The sequence below is a fragment of the Ferrovibrio sp. genome (assembly GCF_017994015.1).
Lineage (GTDB): Bacteria > Pseudomonadota > Alphaproteobacteria > Ferrovibrionales > Ferrovibrionaceae > Ferrovibrio.
The window spans coordinates 1-18802 of sequence record NZ_JAGOLP010000059.1; the positions used below are offsets into that span (position 1 = coordinate 1).

15 protein-coding genes are annotated in these 18802 nt (G+C 62.2%); 3 read left to right on the top strand and 12 right to left on the bottom strand.

Annotation, left to right across the window (positions count from 1 at the left end):
* The 3 genes from KBB36_RS17805 to KBB36_RS17815 form a co-directional block, all read right to left on the bottom strand.
* Positions 1-273: cation:proton antiporter (locus KBB36_RS17805; protein WP_290984059.1), on the bottom strand; the 273-nt coding region annotated here is incomplete at its 3' end.
* A gap of 1 nt (position 274) precedes the next feature.
* The gene (locus KBB36_RS17810) at positions 275-898 is read right to left on the bottom strand and encodes an NAD(P)H-dependent oxidoreductase (RefSeq protein ID WP_290984061.1); all 624 of its coding nucleotides are present in this window, start codon (positions 896-898) and stop codon (positions 275-277) included.
* Positions 898-1650 (bottom strand): SDR family oxidoreductase, encoded by a 753-nt coding sequence (locus KBB36_RS17815; RefSeq protein ID WP_290984063.1) that lies wholly within the window; start codon positions 1648-1650, stop codon positions 898-900. Before KBB36_RS17815 ends, KBB36_RS17810 begins: the two co-directional genes overlap by 1 nt.
* 102 nt (positions 1651-1752) lie before the next feature.
* On the opposite strand from KBB36_RS17815, the gene KBB36_RS17820 reads away from it, so the two are divergent.
* Both KBB36_RS17820 and KBB36_RS17825 read left to right on the top strand, forming a co-directional pair.
* Positions 1753-2391, top strand: coding sequence for a DsbA family oxidoreductase (locus tag KBB36_RS17820; protein ID WP_290984066.1), 639 nt, complete (start codon positions 1753-1755; stop codon positions 2389-2391).
* A gap of 4 nt (positions 2392-2395) precedes the next feature.
* A complete protein-coding gene (locus tag KBB36_RS17825) occupies positions 2396-2890 on the top strand; it encodes a PAS domain-containing protein (protein ID WP_290984069.1) in 495 nt (164 codons plus the stop codon).
* Here the strand turns inward: KBB36_RS17825 and mfd are convergent.
* Together mfd and KBB36_RS17835 are read right to left on the bottom strand one after the other, a co-directional pair.
* Positions 2887-6447 carry a transcription-repair coupling factor gene (gene mfd, locus KBB36_RS17830; protein ID WP_290984072.1) on the bottom strand — a complete coding sequence of 1187 codons (3561 nt, stop codon included), beginning with the start codon at positions 6445-6447 and terminating at the stop codon, positions 2887-2889. The genes KBB36_RS17825 and mfd overlap by 4 nt on opposite strands.
* Before the next feature lie 2 nt (positions 6448-6449).
* Positions 6450-6716: a succinate dehydrogenase assembly factor 2 gene (locus KBB36_RS17835; protein WP_290984075.1), complete on the bottom strand. Its 267-nt coding sequence runs from the start codon at positions 6714-6716 to the stop codon at positions 6450-6452.
* Between the two features lie 75 nt (positions 6717-6791).
* Between KBB36_RS17835 and recG the strand changes: the two genes are divergently transcribed.
* Positions 6792-8885: an ATP-dependent DNA helicase RecG gene (recG, locus tag KBB36_RS17840; protein ID WP_290984078.1), complete on the top strand. Its 2094-nt coding sequence runs from the start codon at positions 6792-6794 to the stop codon at positions 8883-8885.
* Between the two features lie 4 nt (positions 8886-8889).
* Here the strand turns inward: recG and KBB36_RS17845 are convergent, their stop codons facing one another.
* The 7 genes from KBB36_RS17845 to KBB36_RS17875 all read right to left on the bottom strand — a co-directional run.
* The gene (locus KBB36_RS17845; RefSeq protein ID WP_290984081.1) at positions 8890-11124 is read right to left on the bottom strand and encodes a methyl-accepting chemotaxis protein; all 2235 of its coding nucleotides are present in this window, start codon (positions 11122-11124) and stop codon (positions 8890-8892) included.
* An 89-nt stretch (positions 11125-11213) separates the two neighbouring features.
* Positions 11214-13253, bottom strand: a complete 2040-nt coding sequence (locus KBB36_RS17850) for an acetyl/propionyl/methylcrotonyl-CoA carboxylase subunit alpha (RefSeq protein WP_366933232.1) — start codon at positions 13251-13253, stop codon at positions 11214-11216.
* A gap of 14 nt (positions 13254-13267) precedes the next feature.
* Positions 13268-14800 carry an acyl-CoA carboxylase subunit beta gene (locus tag KBB36_RS17855; protein ID WP_290984084.1) on the bottom strand — a complete coding sequence of 511 codons (1533 nt, stop codon included), beginning with the start codon at positions 14798-14800 and terminating at the stop codon, positions 13268-13270.
* 165 nt (positions 14801-14965) lie between these two features.
* Positions 14966-16204 (bottom strand): pentapeptide repeat-containing protein, encoded by a 1239-nt coding sequence (locus KBB36_RS17860; RefSeq protein ID WP_290984087.1) that lies wholly within the window; start codon positions 16202-16204, stop codon positions 14966-14968.
* Between the two features lie 212 nt (positions 16205-16416).
* A complete protein-coding gene (locus KBB36_RS17865) occupies positions 16417-17202 on the bottom strand; it encodes an enoyl-CoA hydratase/isomerase family protein (protein ID WP_290984090.1) in 786 nt (261 codons plus the stop codon).
* Positions 17202-18095, bottom strand: coding sequence for a 3-hydroxyisobutyrate dehydrogenase (gene mmsB / locus KBB36_RS17870; RefSeq protein ID WP_290984093.1), 894 nt, complete (start codon positions 18093-18095; stop codon positions 17202-17204). The genes KBB36_RS17865 and mmsB overlap by 1 nt, the downstream gene beginning before the upstream one ends.
* Before the next feature lie 27 nt (positions 18096-18122).
* Positions 18123-18802 (bottom strand): enoyl-CoA hydratase/isomerase family protein (locus KBB36_RS17875; protein WP_290984096.1); only part of this gene is annotated, 680 nt, incomplete at its 5' end.

Genomic DNA, 18802 nt, shown 5'->3' on the forward strand with positions numbered 1-18802 from the left:
GCCCAGGCCGAAAATCGGCCCGCGCATCTGCCATAACCGGCGCGGCTCCAGTTCCAGCCCGATCAGGAATAGCAGCAGCACCACGCCGAATTCCGAAAAATGCAGAATATCGGCCACATCGTTGATCAGCTTGAGGCCCCAGGGGCCAATCACCACGCCAGCCAGCAAATAGCCGATCACCGAACCGAGGCCGAGCCGCTTCGCCACCGGCACCGCAATCACGGCAGCGGCCAGATAGATCAGTGCAGAAATCAGAAAGCCATGCTGCGCCATTTTAACGATCCGTTTCTGGCACAACCGGCTGGTCACAATGGACACAGTCACGTGGATGTGGATAGGCCGTCAGCCAATCGACATAGGCCGCTGCATGGTCTGCTATCTCAGCGGCCGATTTGGTGCGCACACCCTGGATCAGGAAGGGCGCCCGGTAATTCATGCCGCAGAGCAAGGCGCTGCGCTCAAATGGCCGCAGCAATTCCTGCATCGTGACCTGGTTATAACCATCGGCACGATAGGCAAAATCCGGCCCGCCGGTGGAAATCGCCTGCACCATATCCTTGCCATGCAGGGCATTGCCGCCATTGCCATAGGCCCAGCCATATTCCAGCACGCTATCGATCCACTCTTTCAGCAAGGACGGGCAGCTATACCAGTAGAACGGATGTTGCAGCACCACCACGTCTTGCGCCGCAAGCGCGGCCTGCTCGCGCTTCACATCGATGTGAAAATCCGGATAGGTCTCATACAGGTCGCACAGGGTTACATGCGGCAAACCCTGCGCCGCCTCGGCCATGGCGCGGTTGACCCGCGAGGCATGGCTGTAGGGGTGCGCGAACAGGATCAGGATGCGCGGCCTGGCCGACACATCCGCTATATTATCCGCGCCCCCGGCCAGCATCAGGTGATCGCCAGGCCATCATCGGCAGTGATGATGGCGCCGTTGATGAAGCCTGAATCAGGTGAAGTCAGCAGCCGGATCAAACCATCGAGATCCTTCACATCGCCAACCCGGCGGCGCGGCAGGATCGAGATCAGTTTCTTGCCGCCATCGGTGGCCCAATAATCGCGGTTGATCTCGGTTTCGATATAGCCAGGGCAGATTGCATTGGTGTTGATGCTATAGCGCGCCCATTCCAGCGCCATCGCCTTGGTCATATGCACCACGGCGGCCTTTGACATGCAGTAAACGCTGAGCTGGCCCAGCACGCGCAGGCCGGCCACCGAGGCGATATTAACAATGCGGCCTTCAATCTTGCGCTCCACCATGCCACGCGCCACCGCCTGGGCCACAAAGAAGGCGCCCTTGGTGTTGGTGTTCATGGTGAAATCGTAATCTTCGGGGGTCACATCCAGCAGCTTGCCCTGGGCCGAAACACCGGAATTGTTCAGCAGGATATCGATGCGGCCAAGCTTCTGCTCCACTTCGGCCACGGCTGCCCGAATGCCGGGAATATCGGTCACGTCCAGCTTAACGGAAATAGCCGTGCCGCCAGCCTGCTCGATTCGGGCGGCCAGATCCGCCAGCTTGTCGGTACGCCGCGCAGCCAGCGCCACAATGGCACCCTCGGCACTGAGAATTTCTGCAAAACGCGCGCCCAGGCCGCTTGAAGCGCCGGTGATAAACGCCACTTTCCCCTTGAGATTACTCATAGACTTTCTCCTGATAATGGTCCGGGCCGGATGCTCATGGTTCCGCCCGCATCGGTCAAGGCCCGTCTGGCTGAAAACGCTGCCTCATGCTAGGATTGAACCATGCGTATAGAAATCGTTTCCGACGTCATCTGCCCCTGGTGCTATATCGGCAAACGCCGGCTGGAAAAGGCCATGGCGCAACGGCCTGATATTGAATTTGAGATAGGCTGGCGCCCGTTCCAGCTCAATCCCGATATGCCCAAGGAAGGCGCCGACCGCAAAAGCTATCTGGAAGCCAAGTTCGGCGGCCCGGAACGCGCCAAGGGCATCTATGCCCGGGTGGCGGCTGAGGGCGCCAATGAAGGCATCGCCTTCGATTTTGAACGGATCAAACGCACGCCGAACACCCTCGCCGCCCATAGCCTGCTACGCTGGGCGCTGGAAACCGGGGTGCAATACGATTTGAAGGAACGGCTGTTCCAGGCTTATTTCCTGCATGGCCGCGACATCGGCAACCATGACGTGCTGGCCGACCTGGCCGGGCTTTCAGGCATGGATGCCGCCCTGGTGAAACAGAAGCTGGATCAGGGCCTGGATGCCGATACCATCCAGGCTGAAGACCAGATGGCGCGCGAGATGGGTATCACCGGCGTACCCTTCTTTATCGTTGAACGCCGCTTTGGTCTGGTCGGCGCCCAGCCGGCGGATGCGCTGCTGCAAGTGATCGACAAGGCCGCTGCGGCGGCAGACAGCGCCTGACACCATGAATAGCGGTCCGCTCATCACCGCCATCGACAACGCGGCCGCAATCGAGCAGGTTTTGCTGCAACGTTTCTGGCAGCTCTGGAACGATTCCAGGCAGGATGGGCGCCTACCCGGGCGCGATCTGGTTGATCCGATGAAACTGCGTTTCATCCTGGGCCAGGTGACGGTATTCGATGTCAATCCCACGCCACCACGTTTTGTCTATCGCCTGCTCGGCCAGGATATTGTGGATCGGATCGGCGTGGAACTTACCGGCAAGCCGCTGGAAGCTCATCCTGATCCCAACCGCTATGCGGCGATCAAGGCAGCGCTGGAAAAAATGTGCGACGAAGGTGTGGCTGTACGGATGTATTACCCTATCGCCTTGCGCGACGGCAGCATCCCGCATGAAGCCATCCTGATGCCGATAGCTGATCCCGCAGGCCGCATCATCCAGGCGCTATGCGGCCAGGTGATGCCGGAAAACGCGCCGCGCTGGCGCGCCGGGCTCTAATTTTTCTTTCGCGCCTGTGCCTTGAGCGCAATATCCGAAAGTGCGCTGGAAATCTTCAGCACGCCGGCCAGGCGCTGTTCCGGGCTGGGCCAATCCTGCAACAGCACCAGCTTGTGATCCGGCCGCAATTTGGCCTGGCCGCGCAGGGTCTGGATATAGAGCACCATGCCGGGCGGATCGATAAAGCTGTTGTCGCGGAAGGCCAGCGTGGCGCCTTTCGGGCCGGCCTCGATCTTGGCGATACTGGCATCGCGGCAGAATTTTTTGATCGCCACGATATCAAGTAGATGCTGCACTTCTGCGGGCAACGGCCCGAAACGGTCGATCAGCTCGGCGGCAAAGGCGTCGATCTCCTCGCGGCCTTCCAGATCGGCAACGCGGCGATAGAGTTGCAGCCGCAGATTCAAATCCGGCACATAGGCTTCCGGGATCAGCACCGCCGTGCCGATCTGGATTTGCGGCGACCATTTCTCGCTCGCAATGGCCTGGCCGCGGGCTTCGGCGCGGCTATCCTGGATCGCCTGTTGCAGCATCTCCTGATACAGCTCAAAGCCAACCTCGCGGATATGGCCTGACTGTTCCTCGCCCAGCAGATTGCCGGCGCCACGCAAATCCAGATCGTGGCTCGCCAGGGTGAAGCCGGCGCCCAGGCCATCCAGGCTTTGCAGCACACGCAGGCGCTGGTCGGCGCTGGGGTTCAGCAGCCTGCCGGGCTGATAGGTGAAATAGGCATAGGCGCGCAGCTTGGAGCGCCCAACACGGCCCCGCAACTGATACATCTGCGCCAGGCCAAACAGATCGGCGCGATACACCACCATGGTATTGGCAGTGGGGATATCCAGGCCACTTTCCACGATATTGGTGGCCACCAGCACATTGTAGCGGCCATCGTAGAAGGCGTTCATCACATCTTCCAGATCGGTCGGCGCCATCTGGCCATGCGCCATCACCGGCTTCAACTCCGGCACATGGCTCTTGATGAAACTCATGCCGAATTCAAGGTCTTCAATACGCGGCACCACAAAGAAACTCTGGCCGCCGCGGAAATGCTCGCGCAACAGGGCCTCACGGATAATCACCGGATCAAACGGCGCCACATAGGTGCGCACCGCCAAGCGATCCACCGGCGGCGTGGCGATCAGGCTCAATTCGCGCACACCGGAAAGCGCCAGTTGCAGCGTGCGCGGGATCGGTGTGGCGCTCATGGTCAGCACATGCACCTCGGCACGCAATTCCTTCATGCGCTCCTTGTGCTTGACGCCGAAATGCTGCTCCTCGTCTATGATCAGCAGGCCCAGCCGCTTGAATTCAATATTCTTCGCCAGCAGGGCATGGGTGCCAATAATGATATCCACGCCGCCATCGGCCAGGCCCTGCTTGGCTGCCTTGCTGGCCTTGGCATTGACCAGGCGCGAAAGCTGCTCGATGCGCACCGGCAGGCCGCGGAAACGCTGCACAAAGGTGCGGAAATGTTGGCGGCAGAGCAAAGTTGTAGGGCAGATCAGTGCCACCTGCTGGCCCGCCATGGCGGCAGCAAAGGCGGCGCGGATTGCCACTTCGGTCTTGCCGAAACCAACATCGCCGCAAACCAGCCGGTCCATTGGCCGGCCTGCGCCCATGTCATCCAGCGTGTCGTTGATGGCGCGGTCCTGGTCCTCGGTTTCCTCAAACGGAAAACGGGCGCAGAATTCCTCGTATAACCCTTCGGGCGGAATGATACGCTCGGCCTTGCGCAAAGCCCGCTGCGCCGCCACCTTCATCAGCGCCTCGGCCATGTCCTTGAGGCGCTTCTTCATCCGCGATTTGCGGTTCTGCCAGGCCACGCCGCCCAGCTTGTCGAGCGTCACCCCGGCCTCAGCCGAGCCATAACGCGACAGCATCTCGATATTTTCCACCGGCAGGTAAAGCCGGTCACCGCCATCATAATGCAGCAGCAGGCAATCATGCGGCGCGCCGCCGATATCCAGGGTCACCAGGCCCTGATAACAGCCGATGCCGTGATCGACATGCACCACATAATCGCCCGGGCTGAGGCCACTGGCTTCGGCGATGAAATTCTCGGCGCGACGCTGACGCCGCTTGGCGCGCACCAGGCGGTCGCCAAGGATATCCTGCTCAGCGATGACACACAGATCGGGCGCATCAAAGCCATGTTCCAGCGGCAGCACGGCAATGCCGGCGGCATTGCGCGGCAATTGCTCCAGATCGGCAGCCAGTTCCACCGGCAGCACCGGCTGGATGCCATGATCCTTCAGCACCAGCGCCAGGCGGTCGCGGGCGCCAATACTATACGCGGCAAACAGCACACGTTTGCCGGCCTGAATCTGCTTGGCGAGATGGCCGCCAAGCGCTTCGTAAACCCCCACACTGGGCAGCTTGGCTTCCGCCGCCTGTGTGGCCTGGGCGCGTTCGGGGGCGAAATCGCGGCCCGGCCGGGCACCGATATCCAATGCCACAATGCCCTGCCCGCCCGGCATCTCAAACGGCGACAAGGCACCAACCGCATGTTTGGCGAGGCGCTGGCTCCATTCACCGGCCGTGAAATAGAGCCGTTCCGGCGGCAAGGGTTTATAAGGCGAACCAGCTTCCGCCAGGCCGGATTTCATCGCCGCGCGGCGCGCATCATAATGGTCGGCAATGGTGCGGAAACGCTCATCCGCCGCATCATCCAGCAGCGCATCCATCACCACCGGCGCATCCGGCATATAGTCAAACAGGGTCGATAGCTGCTCAAAGAACAGCGGCAGCCAATGCTCCATGCCAATATGACGGCGGCCTTCCGAAACAGCGGCATAAAGCGGGTCGTCGCTGGTGACGGCGCCAAACAATTCGCGATAGCGGCCGCGGAACCGCGCGATGGAGTCTTCATCCAGCGGCACTTCGCTCATCGGCGCCAGGGTCAGCGCCTGAACCGCCGCTTGGGCATCGGCAATACTGCGCTGGCTGGCGGGATCAAACAGCCGGATGCTTTCCACAGTGTCGCCAAAAAAGTCCAGGCGATAAGGCGCCTCGGCACCGGGCGGAAACAGATCAACCAGGCCGCCGCGCACGGCAAATTCGCCGGCCTCCATCACGGTGGAAACCCGGCTATAGCCATTGCGGCTGAGATAGGCGATCAGGCTTTCAGGCGGCAGGCGGCCACCCTTGGCAGCGCTGAGCGCGGTGGCTTCCAGATAAGCCGCCTGCGGCAGCCGCTGCAAGGCGGCATTCAGCGTGGTCAGCAGCAGCCAGCCCTTGCCGTATATTTCCGGCGGCTTGGCGCCGGCCAGCCGGCTTAGCGCATCCATGCGCCGCGCCGCGATCTCGGCATTGGGCGACACGCGGTCATAGGGCTGGCAATCCCAGGCCGGCAAACCGATCACCGGCAAGTCGGGCGCAAAAAACCGCAATGCCTGTTCCAGCGCCGCCATACGCGCATCATCGCGGCAGATCATCAGGATGCCGCCGCGCCGTCGCGCGGCCAATGCCGCCAGCAGGCGGGCATCCTGGCCTTCAGGCACGCCGCCCAGGGCCCAGCGGCCCGGCCGGGCCAGCATGTCAGGCAGCGTGATTGTCATGGTCAGAGCGGCAGCTTGTAGGCTTGCAGCAGTTTCATCACCGGCGTGTCATGCGCCAGCGGCACCGGGTCGCGGCCAATCGCCCAGGCGTAAATCTGCGGGTCCTCGTTGGTATCCAGCAGCTTTTCATACTGATCCAGCATGGCAGCGTCGAAACCCGGCAGATAGGCTTGGGCAAAACCGCCCAGCAACAGGTCGGTTTCCTTCATGCCGGTATACAGGCTGCGATGGATCAGCCGCTTGCGGCGGATTTCAATGGGTTCGGACATGATGCCTAGCTCTGGGAAAGTGAGGAAATATATAGTACGCCCGGTATGGTATCGACAAGCATTTCCAGGAACAAAATGCGGCCAGAGCTGCTTAACCCCGCTTTCACGCAGATCACCCGCCTGAAAGGCTGCGGGCCGAAGCTGGCTGCGTTGATTGAGAAACTGGCCGGCGGGCGGCTGCTGGATTTGTGGTGGCATCGCCCCAGCGGCCTGATCGACCGGCGCTATAGGCCGACCATCGCCAGTGCCGAACCGGGCCGCATCTGCACCCTGGAAATCACCGTGGAGCGGCATTTCCCGCCGCGCGCCCCGCGCCAGCCCTACAAGGTGGCGGTGAGCGATCCCAGCGGCAGTCTGACGCTGGTGTTTTTCAATGGCCGTGAAGACTATCTGCTGCGCGCCCTGCCGGTGGGTGAAAGCCGCGTCATCAGCGGCTTGTTTGAATTATTCGAGGGCCGCGCCCAGATCACCCATCCCGACCGTATCGGCACCCTGGCCGAGATCGAGGCGATGGCCGCCGTCGAACCGGTCTACCCGCTCACCGCCGGCCTAGCCGCGCGGGTGATGGGCAAGCTGGTGGAGGAAGCCGTCAGCCGCGCGCCCATGCTGCCGGAATGGCTCGATCCAGCCTATCAGGCGCGGCAGACTTGGCCGGATTGGCGCGGCGCCTTGCAGCGGCTGCATCATCCCGAGACATTGCAGGATCTGGAGCCCGACACGCCCTGGCGCGCCCGGCTGGCCTATGACGAATTGCTTTCCAACCAACTGGCGCTGCTGCTGGTGCGGCGCCGCCTGCGCCGGCTATCCGGCCGGCCGCTGCAAGGCGATGGCCGCCTGCGTGACCGCCTGGACAAGCTGCTGCCCTGGCCGCTGACCAATGCGCAGCGCCAGGCCAATGCCGAGATTGCCGGCGACATGGCCTCCGACAAACGCATGCTGCGCCTATTGCAAGGCGATGTTGGCAGCGGCAAAACCATGGTGGCGCTTTACGCCATGCTGGTGGCGGTGGAAGCCGGCACCCAGGCGGCCTTGATGGCGCCCACTGAAATCCTGGCGCGCCAGCATGCTGAAACCCTGGCGCCTTATGCCGAGAAGCTGGGCGTGAAGCTGGCCCTGCTCACCGGGCGCGACAAGGGCCGCGCCCGCACTGCCCTGCTGGATGCGCTCGGCAAGGGTGAGATCGATATCCTGCTTGGCACCCATGCGCTGTTTCAAGGTGACGTGGCATTTCACAATCTGGGCCTGGCGGTGATCGACGAGCAACATCGTTTCGGCGTTGGCCAGCGCCTGGGCCTGAGCAGCAAGGGCGATGGCATCGACATGCTGGTGATGACCGCCACGCCGATCCCGCGCACGCTTTCGCTCACGGCCTATGGCGATATGGATGTGTCGAAACTGACCGAAAAGCCGCCGGGCCGCAAACCGGTGGATACCCGCACCATCGCCGCCGAACGGCTTGGCGAGGTGATTGAGGCGGTGGGCCGCAAGATTGAACAGGGCGAGCGGGTCTACTGGGTCTGCCCGCTGGTGGAGGAAAGCGAGGTCAGCGATCTGGCCGCTGCCGCCGAACGCCACGCCGCCTTGCGCGAAGCCCTGGAAAGCCGCCTCGGCCCGGTGATTGGCCTGGTGCATGGCCAGATGCCGGCCGCCGAGAAGGATGCGGCAATGGAAGCCTTCGTTGCCGGGCAGACCAGATTGCTGGTTGCCACCACAGTGATCGAAGTTGGCGTTGACGTTCCGGAAGCCACGCTGATCGTGATCGAGCATGCCGAGCGCTTTGGCCTGGCGCAGCTGCATCAGTTGCGCGGCCGGGTTGGGCGCGGCGGCCGGCCCGGTTCCTGCCTGCTGGTGTATCACGGCAAGCTGGGCGAAACCGCGCGCGCCCGGCTCAAGATCATCCGCGAGACCGATGATGGTTTCCGCATCGCCGAGGAAGATTTGCGCCTGCGCGGCGCCGGTGAAGTGCTCGGCACACGGCAAAGCGGCCTGCCGGATTTCAAGCTGGCCGATCTGGCCGCGCATGGCGACCTGCTGGCCACGGCGCGCGACGATGCCAAGCTGATCCTGGAGCGCGACCCGACGCTGAAAAGTCCGCGCGGCGAAGCCCTGCGCCACCTGCTCTATCTGTTCGAACGCGACGCGGCGATCCAGTACCTGCAATCGGGCTGAAATGTCACTCCGCCGCCCAGGCCAGCCTTGGCTTGCCGGCGGGACGTTCCGGCCCGGTGCGGAAAAAGCCGGTCAATTGCGCCAGGCTGCGCGCCTGCTGCGCCAGGGCCTGGGCCGAGGCGGTGGTTTCCTCCACCAGCGCGGAATTGCGCTGGGTGATATCGTCCAGATGCGCCACCGCGCCATTCACCTGTTCCAAACCTTCGGCCTGGTCGCGGCTGGCAGCGGCAATGCCGGCAACAATCTGCGACAGGCCGGCAATCGCCTGATCGATGGCTTGCAGGGCAGTTTCGGCCTCGCGCGCCGAAGCAGCGCCTTGCTGCACCTGCTGATTGGATTGACCAATCAACTGCCGGATTTCCTTTGAAGCCGCACCAGAACGCTGCGCCAGGGCGCGCACTTCCTGCGCCACCACGGCAAAGCCCTTGCCGGCATCGCCGGCCCGGGCCGCTTCCACGGCCGCATTCAAGGCCAGCAGGTTGGTCTGGAAAGCAATCGTATCCATCAGGCCGACAATCTCGCCGATACGGCCGGCGCCGGTCTCGATTTCATGCATCGCCGCCAGCATACGCCGCATCACCGCACCACCCTGCCCCACCGCCTGGCGCGCAGCGGCGCCCATGGCATCGGCCTGCTGCGCATGCTGCGCCGAATTGCGCACCATCTCGGTGATTTCATGCAGCGAAGCCGCTGCCTGTTCCAGGCTGGCGGCCTGCGCCTCGGTACGCTGGGCCAGTTCATGCGCACCTTCCGACATGCCACCGGATGCCTCGCGCACTTCCTGCGCCGCGTCATTCAGGCCGCGCGCCACATTGCCAAGTCGATCCGCCAGGCCATTGGCATTCTGCGCGATGCTGTCAAACACACCGCCATAATTGCCGGCCACCAGACCATCCAGGCGGCCTTCCGCCAGCAGCGCCAGCATGGTGGAAACCTCATCAAACACATTCTGCAACGTGGCGGTGAGCTGGTTGAGGCTGCGGCTGAGATCAAGAAAAGCGCCCTGCTTGCCGGCCAGATCAAGCCGCTGACGCAGATCACCAGCGGCGATTGCTTCGCTCAGCCCGGCGATTTCACTTGCCATCAGCGCCTCTCGTTGGCGCTGTTCGGCCTCTTGCCGGCGCTGCTCGCGTTCGCGCTGCTGCTCCTCGGCCACGGCCTGGCGCCGCTCCTGCTCATGCTGGCGGAAAATCTCATACGCCGCCGCCATGGCACCAATCTCGTCGCGCCGCCCGGCATCGCGGCTTTCGATATCCAGCTTGCCGGCTGCCAAAGCCTGCATCGCCTGGGTCATCCGGCTGAGCGGCCGGGTGATGCCGCGCGCCACGATCAGGCTGCCCGCCAGCATGGCCAGCACCAGCAGGCCTGCCAAACTGCCGGCCAGCAACTGGATATGCTGCCGCGCCGCTTCTGCCGCCTGCTGTGCTTCAAGTGCCGTCATCTCAGCCTGCCGCAAAGCGGAATCAAGCAGAGGCACCATGGCGGCGCGAATTTCACTCAGGCGCTGGCGCTGTGCCGCCAGGGCCGCTTCGGCATCAGCAAAATCGCTGGCTGCCAAACGATAGCCGGCATGCAGATCGCGGATTTCCTGCTTCACCGTGTCAAAGAACGGCGCTGTTTTGAGGATCATCTGGAATTCATCGGAAGCACGCGCGAGGCTCTGCGCAAAAGCAGCGCCATCGCCGCTCAGCGCAAATTCAAATTCCGCGCCGCGCATCTGCAACATGGTGATGGTGAGCTGGTTGGCAATGTCGAAGGTCATGCCCACCGCCTTGCCGCGTATCTCTTCCAGCTTGCCCTGGAAAGCCAGGCCGGCCGCCAGCAAGGCACCCTTGCGGCCTTCGGTATTGCCAAAACCAACCGCACGCCGTGCCACCACCAGATCAAGAATGGCGGCGCTGAACTGTTTTGCCTGCGGCAAGATGGGTTGCAGATCAGCGGCACCGCCCTGATCCTGCGCCTTGGCCAAAGCCTGTTCGGCCACCGCGCCGCTCTCGCTTACGGCTGAAATGGCCTTGGCGTCATTGCCATTGGCAAGCCGCTCGGCCTGCTGCTGAAAATCACGATAGGCCAGATCAAGCGCTGCCACCGCGGCTTGTTGTGCCGCCGCCGCCGCGCTATGGCGCTGCGCGGTCTGGGTTGCGGCGCGCTCAAACAGATACGCGCCCAGCATGGCAAGAATGGCAAGCATCGCCGCCACGATGATGGCTGCGATACGATGACCAATGGATACTGACATGAAAAAGCCTGGGGTTGTTGTTTAACCCCAGGCTAATCGGCGGCTGTTACAGCGATGTTATGATTGGATTACGATTGGCTGCGCCCGCTTCAAGCGAATTCCAGGATCACCTGATCCACGGCCAAGCTGTCGCCCTTCTTGGCATTCACTTTTTTCACCGTACCATCGCGCTCGGCGCGCAACACGTTTTCCATCTTCATGGCTTCCACCACAGCCAGAGCCTGACCGGCCTTGACCGGTTCGCCTTCGGCCACATTGATCGAAACCACCAGGCCCGGCATCGGGCAAAGCAGGAATTTCGACATGTCGGGCGCCACTTTTTCCGGCATCAGGCGGGCCAGTTCGGCGGCGCGCGGGCTGCGCACAATCAGGTCCAGCTCGGCGCCGGCATGGGTGATGCGGAAGCCTTCATTACGCGGCGCGACCCGGGCAACGATGTCGATGCCATCCACGCTGCCACGGAAAAACGCATCACCCGGATGCCAGGCCGAGCGCAGCTTGATCGCCTTGCGGCCCTCAACTTTCACATCATAGCCGCCATCCACCTCGGTCACGCTGACCGGCTGTTCGGCTTTGCCTTCAAACACCACCCAGTCATTGCCAAGCGGCTTTTCGGGCAGGCCGAGCTTGCCGGTGATATGGCTGGCGCGGCGCATTGAGCGCAGATGCAGCAGCACCGCCACAGCTGTCAACGCATTGCGGCGTGCCACCGGCAGCATGGCACCGGCAAAACCGGCCGGCCATTCCTCGGCGATGAAATTTGTGGACAACCTACCCGACTGGAAGCGCGGATGGGCCAGCACGGCATTGAGGAAATTCACGTTATGGCCGATGCCGGCAATCCAGGTTTCATCCAGCGCCGCCGCCAGCGCCGCAGTGGCTTCCTCGCGCGTTTTGCCATAGCCGCACAGCTTGGAGATCATCGGGTCGTAGAACATGCTGATTTCGCTGCCTTCGACCACGCCGGTATCGTTGCGGATCGACGGCGATTCCGCCGCCGTGCGCCAGCGCACCAGACGACCGGTGCTGGGCAGGAAGCCGCGATACGGGTCTTCGGCATAAATGCGGGCTTCGATGGCCCAGCCATTCAGCTTCACATCCTTCTGCTGGATGGCGAGCTTTTCGCCGGCAGCAACGCGGATCATCTGCTCAACAAGGTCCACGCCGGTAATCAGTTCGGTGACCGGATGCTCCACCTGCAACCGGGTATTCATTTCCAGGAAGAAAAACTTGCGGTCTGGGCCAACAATGAATTCCACCGTGCCTGCGCTGTCATAGGCCACGGTCTTGGCCAGAGCCACCGCCTGATCACCCATCGCCTTGCGGGTCTTGGCATCCAGGAACGGGCTTGGCGCCTCTTCCACCACTTTCTGATGCCGGCGCTGGATCGAGCATTCACGCTCGCCGAGATAGATCACATTGCCATGCTTGTCGCCCAGCACCTGGATTTCGATATGGCGCGGCTCTTCAATGTATTTCTCGATGAAGACGCGATCATCGCCGAAGGAATTTTTCGCCTCGTTGGTGGCCGAGGAAAAGCCCTGCTCCACTTCCGAATCAGAGCGTGCGATGCGCATGCCCTTGCCGCCGCCGCCGGCGGAAGCCTTGATCATCACCGGATAGCCGATCTCGCGCGCAATCTTGGTGGCTTCCTTGCCGTCCTTGATGGCGCCCAGATAACCCGGCACGGTGGAGACGCCGGCCTTTTTGGCCAGTTTCTTCGACTCGATCTTGTCGCCCATGGCGAAGATCGCATTCGGATTGGGGCCGATGAAGGCAATGCCGGCCTGTTTCAGTGCTTCGGCAAATTTGCGGTTCTCTGACAGGAAACCATAACCCGGATGCACCGCCTGGGCGCCAGTGCGCTTGCAGGCTTCGACAATCTTGTCGATCACCAGATAGCTTTCCGCTGCCGGTGCGGCACCGATATGGATCGCCTCGTCGGCCATGCGCATATGCAGTGCGCCGTCATCGGCATCGGAATACACCGCCACGGTCTTGATGCCGAGTTTCTGGCAGGTCTTGATCACCCGGCAGGCAATCTCGCCGCGATTGGCAATCAGGATTTTATCAAACAGCTTGCCCGGCTTGGCGGGCGAAGCGGCTTTGGTCTGGGTCTTTTTGGCCATTGTTTTGCGCTCGCTCACAGCGGGATGTTATCGTGCTTTTTCCACGGATTTTGCAGCTCCTTGTCGCGCAGCAGCGCGAGCGAGCGGGCAATCCGATAGCGCGTGTTATGCGGCATGATCACATCGTCGATGAAACCGCGATGGCCGGCCACAAACGGGTTGGCGAATTTCTGCCGGTATTCCTCGGTGCGGGCCGCGATTTTGGTCGCATCACCGATCTCCGAGCGGAAAATGATCTCCACTGCGCCCTTCGGCCCCATCACGGCGATTTCTGCCGAGGGCCAGGCATAATTCACATCGCCGCGCAGATGTTTGCTGCTCATCACGTCATAGGCACCGCCATAGGCTTTGCGGGTGATGACGGTAACCTTCGGCACCGTGGCCTCGGCATAGGCAAACAACAGCTTGGCACCATGCTTGATGATGCCGCCATATTCCTGCGCCGTGCCGGGCAGGAAACCAGGTACATCCACAAAGGTGACAATCGGGATTTCGTAGCAATCGCAGAAGCGCACAAAGCGCGCCGCCTTGCGGCTGGAGTCGATATCAAGGCAGCCGGCCAGCACCATCGGCTGGTTGGCCACGATGCCCACCGGCTGGCCGCCGATACGGGCAAAGCCGGTGAGAATATTCTTGGCAAAGCTGGGCTGTATTTCAAAGAAATCGCCCTCGTCCACCACCTTCTCGATCAGCTCCTTCATGTCGTAGGGCTTGTTCGGGTTGGGCGGCACCAGGGTATCCAGCGACGGCTCCTGACGATCCACCGGATCGAAGCTTTCGCGCACCGGCGGCTTCTCGCGGTTGGAAAGCGGCAGGAAACTCATCAGCCGGCGCACCTGCTCCAGCGCCTCCACGTCATTCTCGTAAGCGTTATCGGCTACCGAGGATTTGGTGGTGTGGGTGACGGCACCGCCAAGCTGCTCCTGGGTCACCACTTCCTGCGTCACCGTCTTCACCACATCGGGGCCAGTGACAAACATGTAGGAACTGTCCTTCACCATGAAGATGAAGTCGGTCATCGCCGGGGAGTAGACCGCGCCGCCGGCGCAGGGCCCCATGATCACGGAAATCTGCGGCACCACGCCGGAGGCCAGCACGTTGCGCTGGAACACTTCGGCATATCCGGCCAGGCTGTCGACACCTTCCTGGATGCGGGCGCCGCCGCTATCATTGAGGCCGATCACCGGGGCGCCGAGTTTCAGCGCCTGGTCCATGATCTTGCAGATCTTGCGGGCATGGCTGGCCGAGAGCGAGCCGCCAAACACAGTGAAATCCTGGCTGAACAAAAAGACCAGGCGGCCATTGATGGTGCCGGAACCGGTCACCACGCCATCGCCGGCCACCTTCTGGGTTTCCATGCCGAAATCGGTGCAATCATGTTCCACGAACATGTCCCACTCCTCGAAGGAGCCGGGATCGAGCAGCAGCTCAATACGTTCGCGTGCGGTCAGCTTGCCTTTGGCATGCTGCGCCTCGATACGCTTGGCACCGCCGCCATCACGCGCCTCGGCGCGCTTTTCCTCAAGCTGTCGGATGATGTCCTGCATTGCACTCCCCCTTCAGCGGCCCGCCGGGGAACCGGGCCTTACACGCGTTAGAATTCGCTCGTCGGATCGCATAGCATACTGTAGTGCAGTGCAAAATAGCCAGCGGAGTGGCTTTTCGCGCAGCTTAATTGCGCGATCATATGCAGGCTAACGGAATACAGCAGTTCAGGGCTTCTTGCGGGCGCCAGCGGGAAATTCCGGCAGCCGGCAATCGGTCAGATCGGCGCCATCCAGCATGGCGCGGGCCAGGTCGGCCTCGTCCAGCACGGCGCTCTTAAGCTGGGCGCCGCGCATATCGGCACCACGCAGCACGGTGCCGGTCATGTTCGCCGGAAACAGCCGGTTGCCCGGCATCACCAACGGGCCCAGATTGGCATCGCGCAGATCGGTACGCACCATCTGCGCACCGGCCATGTTGGCACCGCGCAGATCAGCCCCCATCAGATTACAATCGCGCAGATCAGCTTCCATCAGCTTGGCGCCCTGCATCATGGCGCGTTGCAGGTTCAGCCCCTGCAATACCGAGCCCTTGAGATTGGCGCCGGTCAGCACAATGCCCGGGCGGGCGCCGATGCTGCGCAGATCGAGGTCGCTGAAATCAAACAGCTGGCCTTCCTCGCCGCCGGTGGCAAGCCACAGCGCGTATTGTTTCAGCGCAGTATCAATCGGCACACCAAGTTCAGCCAGCGGCCGGCCTTTTGGCTTGTCGTCGAGCACATCCTGCACATCAGCGCCGGAAAGCAACGCATTTTCCAGCTTGGCGCCCACCATCACGGCGCCGCGCAGGGTGGCATCCTTGAGATTGGCACCGGAAAGATCGGCCCCGGAAAGATTGGCGCCTTCAAGCCGAGCGGCCGAAAGATTGGCCCGCGTCAGCACACAATTGATCATGATGGCATCGGTGAAATCCGTCCGCCCGGCGGTGACACCAGATAGGTCGGCACCGGTCAGATCGGCCGCCGCCATCTTGGCGCCACCCAGATCAACCGGATCGTGATCCGGCTTCTTGATATGCACATTGCCATATTTGTCGCGCTCGGCCACCACGCCATCGCGCATGTCGGCATCCAGCAGTCGCGCCCCGGTCAGATCCGCGCCGCGTAAGGAAGCGCCGCGCAGGTCGGCGCGTTCCAGCCGGGCGCCCTGTAGATTGGCGCCGCGCAGGTCGCAGGCATACAACACCGCCTGGCTCAGATTGGTTTCGGCCAGATTGGCGCCCTGCAACTTGCAGCCGGTGAAATCGGCGCCGGCCAGATCGGCGCCGGCCATGGTCAGATTGGAAAGATCACGGAACTGAAAGATAGAGCGCCGACCGCCAGCCAACCGCTGGCGGTATTTCTCGTGGTCGGCGATTGCTGCGAGCAGTTCGCCATATCCGACCTTCGGACGCTGCCTGTTTTCCATGCCAGACGCTGCCAAGCGCCATCCCCCAAACGATACCGGATACGCTAAATAACGCAGCGCAGCATCGGCCACACCGCCCCACTACCCGATTCATATGTCTGCAAAGATGATACGCCGGGCTTCGGCAATACCGCAACTGGAAATTAATTTGGTTAATCAACAAGCTACCAGGAATCAGGGCATAATTTTTCCATTCCTGTCCAAAATGGAAATCAGCGCCCCTCAAAATTAGGTGCCCGTTTGGCACGAAATGCCGCCAAACTTTCCGCGAAATCCTCTGTCATGGTCATCAGCGCAAACTGCTCCGCATCCAGCGCAGAGGCGGTCTGGATCAACCCTTCCATATAGGCATTGGCACCGCGTTTGATCATGCGCACGGCCAGTGGTGGCTTGGCAGCAGCGATTTCCGCGAGCGCCAATGCGCGATCCAGCGCATCGCCAGCAGCAACAACCTCATCCAACACACCCAAGGCGAGCATAGTTTTGGCGTCCATTGTCTCACCCAGGATTGCCAGCCGCTTTGCTGCCGCCGGGCCGCAGCGCCCGATCAGGCGTGGCAAGGCATTCCAGCTCAGATTCATGCCGCGATCCACTTCCGGCAGGCCCAGCCGCGCCGTCTCGCCTGCCACCAGCAGGTCAGCGCTGCCGGCCAGCGCCAGGCCACCGCCCAGGCACCAGCCTTCCATCGCCACGATGGTGTAGCATTCCAGCCCGGCCAGCGCCTTGCACATCGCAGCGCCAGCCAGCGGCCCCTGCAACCTTTCCGGGATGCTGGCCGAGGCGATATTGACCACGCTCGGGTCTTTCAGATCAAAACCGACCGAAAACACCGTCGGCGCCCCGGTCAGCACCAGCGCATTGGGCGGCGCAGCATCGGCAGCCAGGGCCTCAAAAGCCGCCCGCAATTCACGCATTGCCTGGATCGACAATGCATTGCGACCATCGCTGCGATCAAAACGCAGCACAGCCACCCGGCCGCGACGCTCCAGGCTCAGCATCAGCCGGCCTCGCCGCGCACCTTCTTGATAATCGCCGAATAATCCAGGCCGCCATGGCCGGCATTGACGAATTCGGAATACAGCGCCGTGGCCTCGGAACCCAGCGGCGTGGGAACGCCGGCAGCGCGTGAGGCTTCCTGCGACAGCTTAAGGTCCTTCAACATCAGATCGGCGGCAAAGCCGGGTTTGTAATCACGGTTGGCGGCAGAGGTCGGCACCGGCCCCGGCACCGGGCAATGGTTCATCAGCGCCCAGCATGAACCCGACGAAGCCGACACAATGTCAAACATCGCCTGCGGCGCCAGACCAAGCTTTTCACCCATCACAAAGGCTTCCGAGATCGCGGTCATGGTGATGCCCAGCACCATGTTGTTGCACACCTTGGCAACCTGGCCATTACCAGCGCCACCGGCATGCACGATCTTCTTGCCCATGGCTTCAAGCAGCGGCTTGGCGGCGGCAAAGGCTTCAGCAGCGCCACCCACCATGAAGGTGAGCGCAGCATTCTCGGCCCCGGCCACGCCGCCGGAAACCGGCGCATCCAGCATGCGCATGCCCTTGGCTTCGGCAGCGGCAATCACTTCTCGTGCGGTTTTCACATCAATGGTGGAACTATCGATAAACAGTGTGTTCGGGCGCGCCACCGCCAGGATGCCCTTGGCGCCGGTGTAAACATCGCGCACATGCTTGCCGGCCGGCAGCATGGTGACCACGGCATCCACATCGGTGGCAGCTTCCTGTGCTGTGGCGGCCTTGCTGCCGCCGGCCGCAACCACGCCGGCCACGGCTTCGGCGCTGAGGTCAAAAGCCTTCACGCTGAAGCCGGCCTTCAGCAGATTGCGCGCCATCGGCCCGCCCATATTGCCAACGCCGATGAAACCGATGCTGTTCATGTCTCTCTCCCGTTTTATCGTTATGATTCAGGCGAAGCGCAGGTCGCCATCCGGCAAGGGCGCAAAATAGCCCTCGATATAGGCATCATCCACGGCTTCCAGCGTTGCCGGCTGCCAGCGCGGCGCATGGTCCTTGTCGATGATCACGGCGCGCACGCCTTCATAAAAATCATGCCCGGCAGCCACATGGTTGCACATGCGCCATTCCAGGATCATGCAATCTCGGAAATTCAATTTGCGGCCACGACGCAGTTGCGCAAAGGTCAGCTTCACCGAGGTGGGCGACTTGGTGCGGATCAGCTTGGCCTGTTCCTGGCCCCAGGGCGCATCGGCTTCCAGCGCCTGCATGATTTCGGCAACGCTGGCACCGGCAAACAGCCGGTCGATTAGCGGCAATTGCGCCAGGATCGGCGCCGGGCCGGGATCATGCGCAAAGCCGGCAATCACCACATCCACTGCGGCCTTGTCGGGCAATGGCGCAGCCACCAATGCGGCTTCCAGCGCGGCATGGTCGGCTCGCTTCACGCAATGGGTGGCAATGCCGGTGCCCAGCACATCGGCCGATTTCAGCCGCGCCCCGGTCAGGCCCAGATAGGTGCCAAGTTCACCCGGCAGGCGCGGCAGGAAATAGGTGCCACCAACATCGGGGAACAGGCCGATGCCGGTTTCCGGCATGGCAAACAGCACCTGCTCGCTCACCACACGAT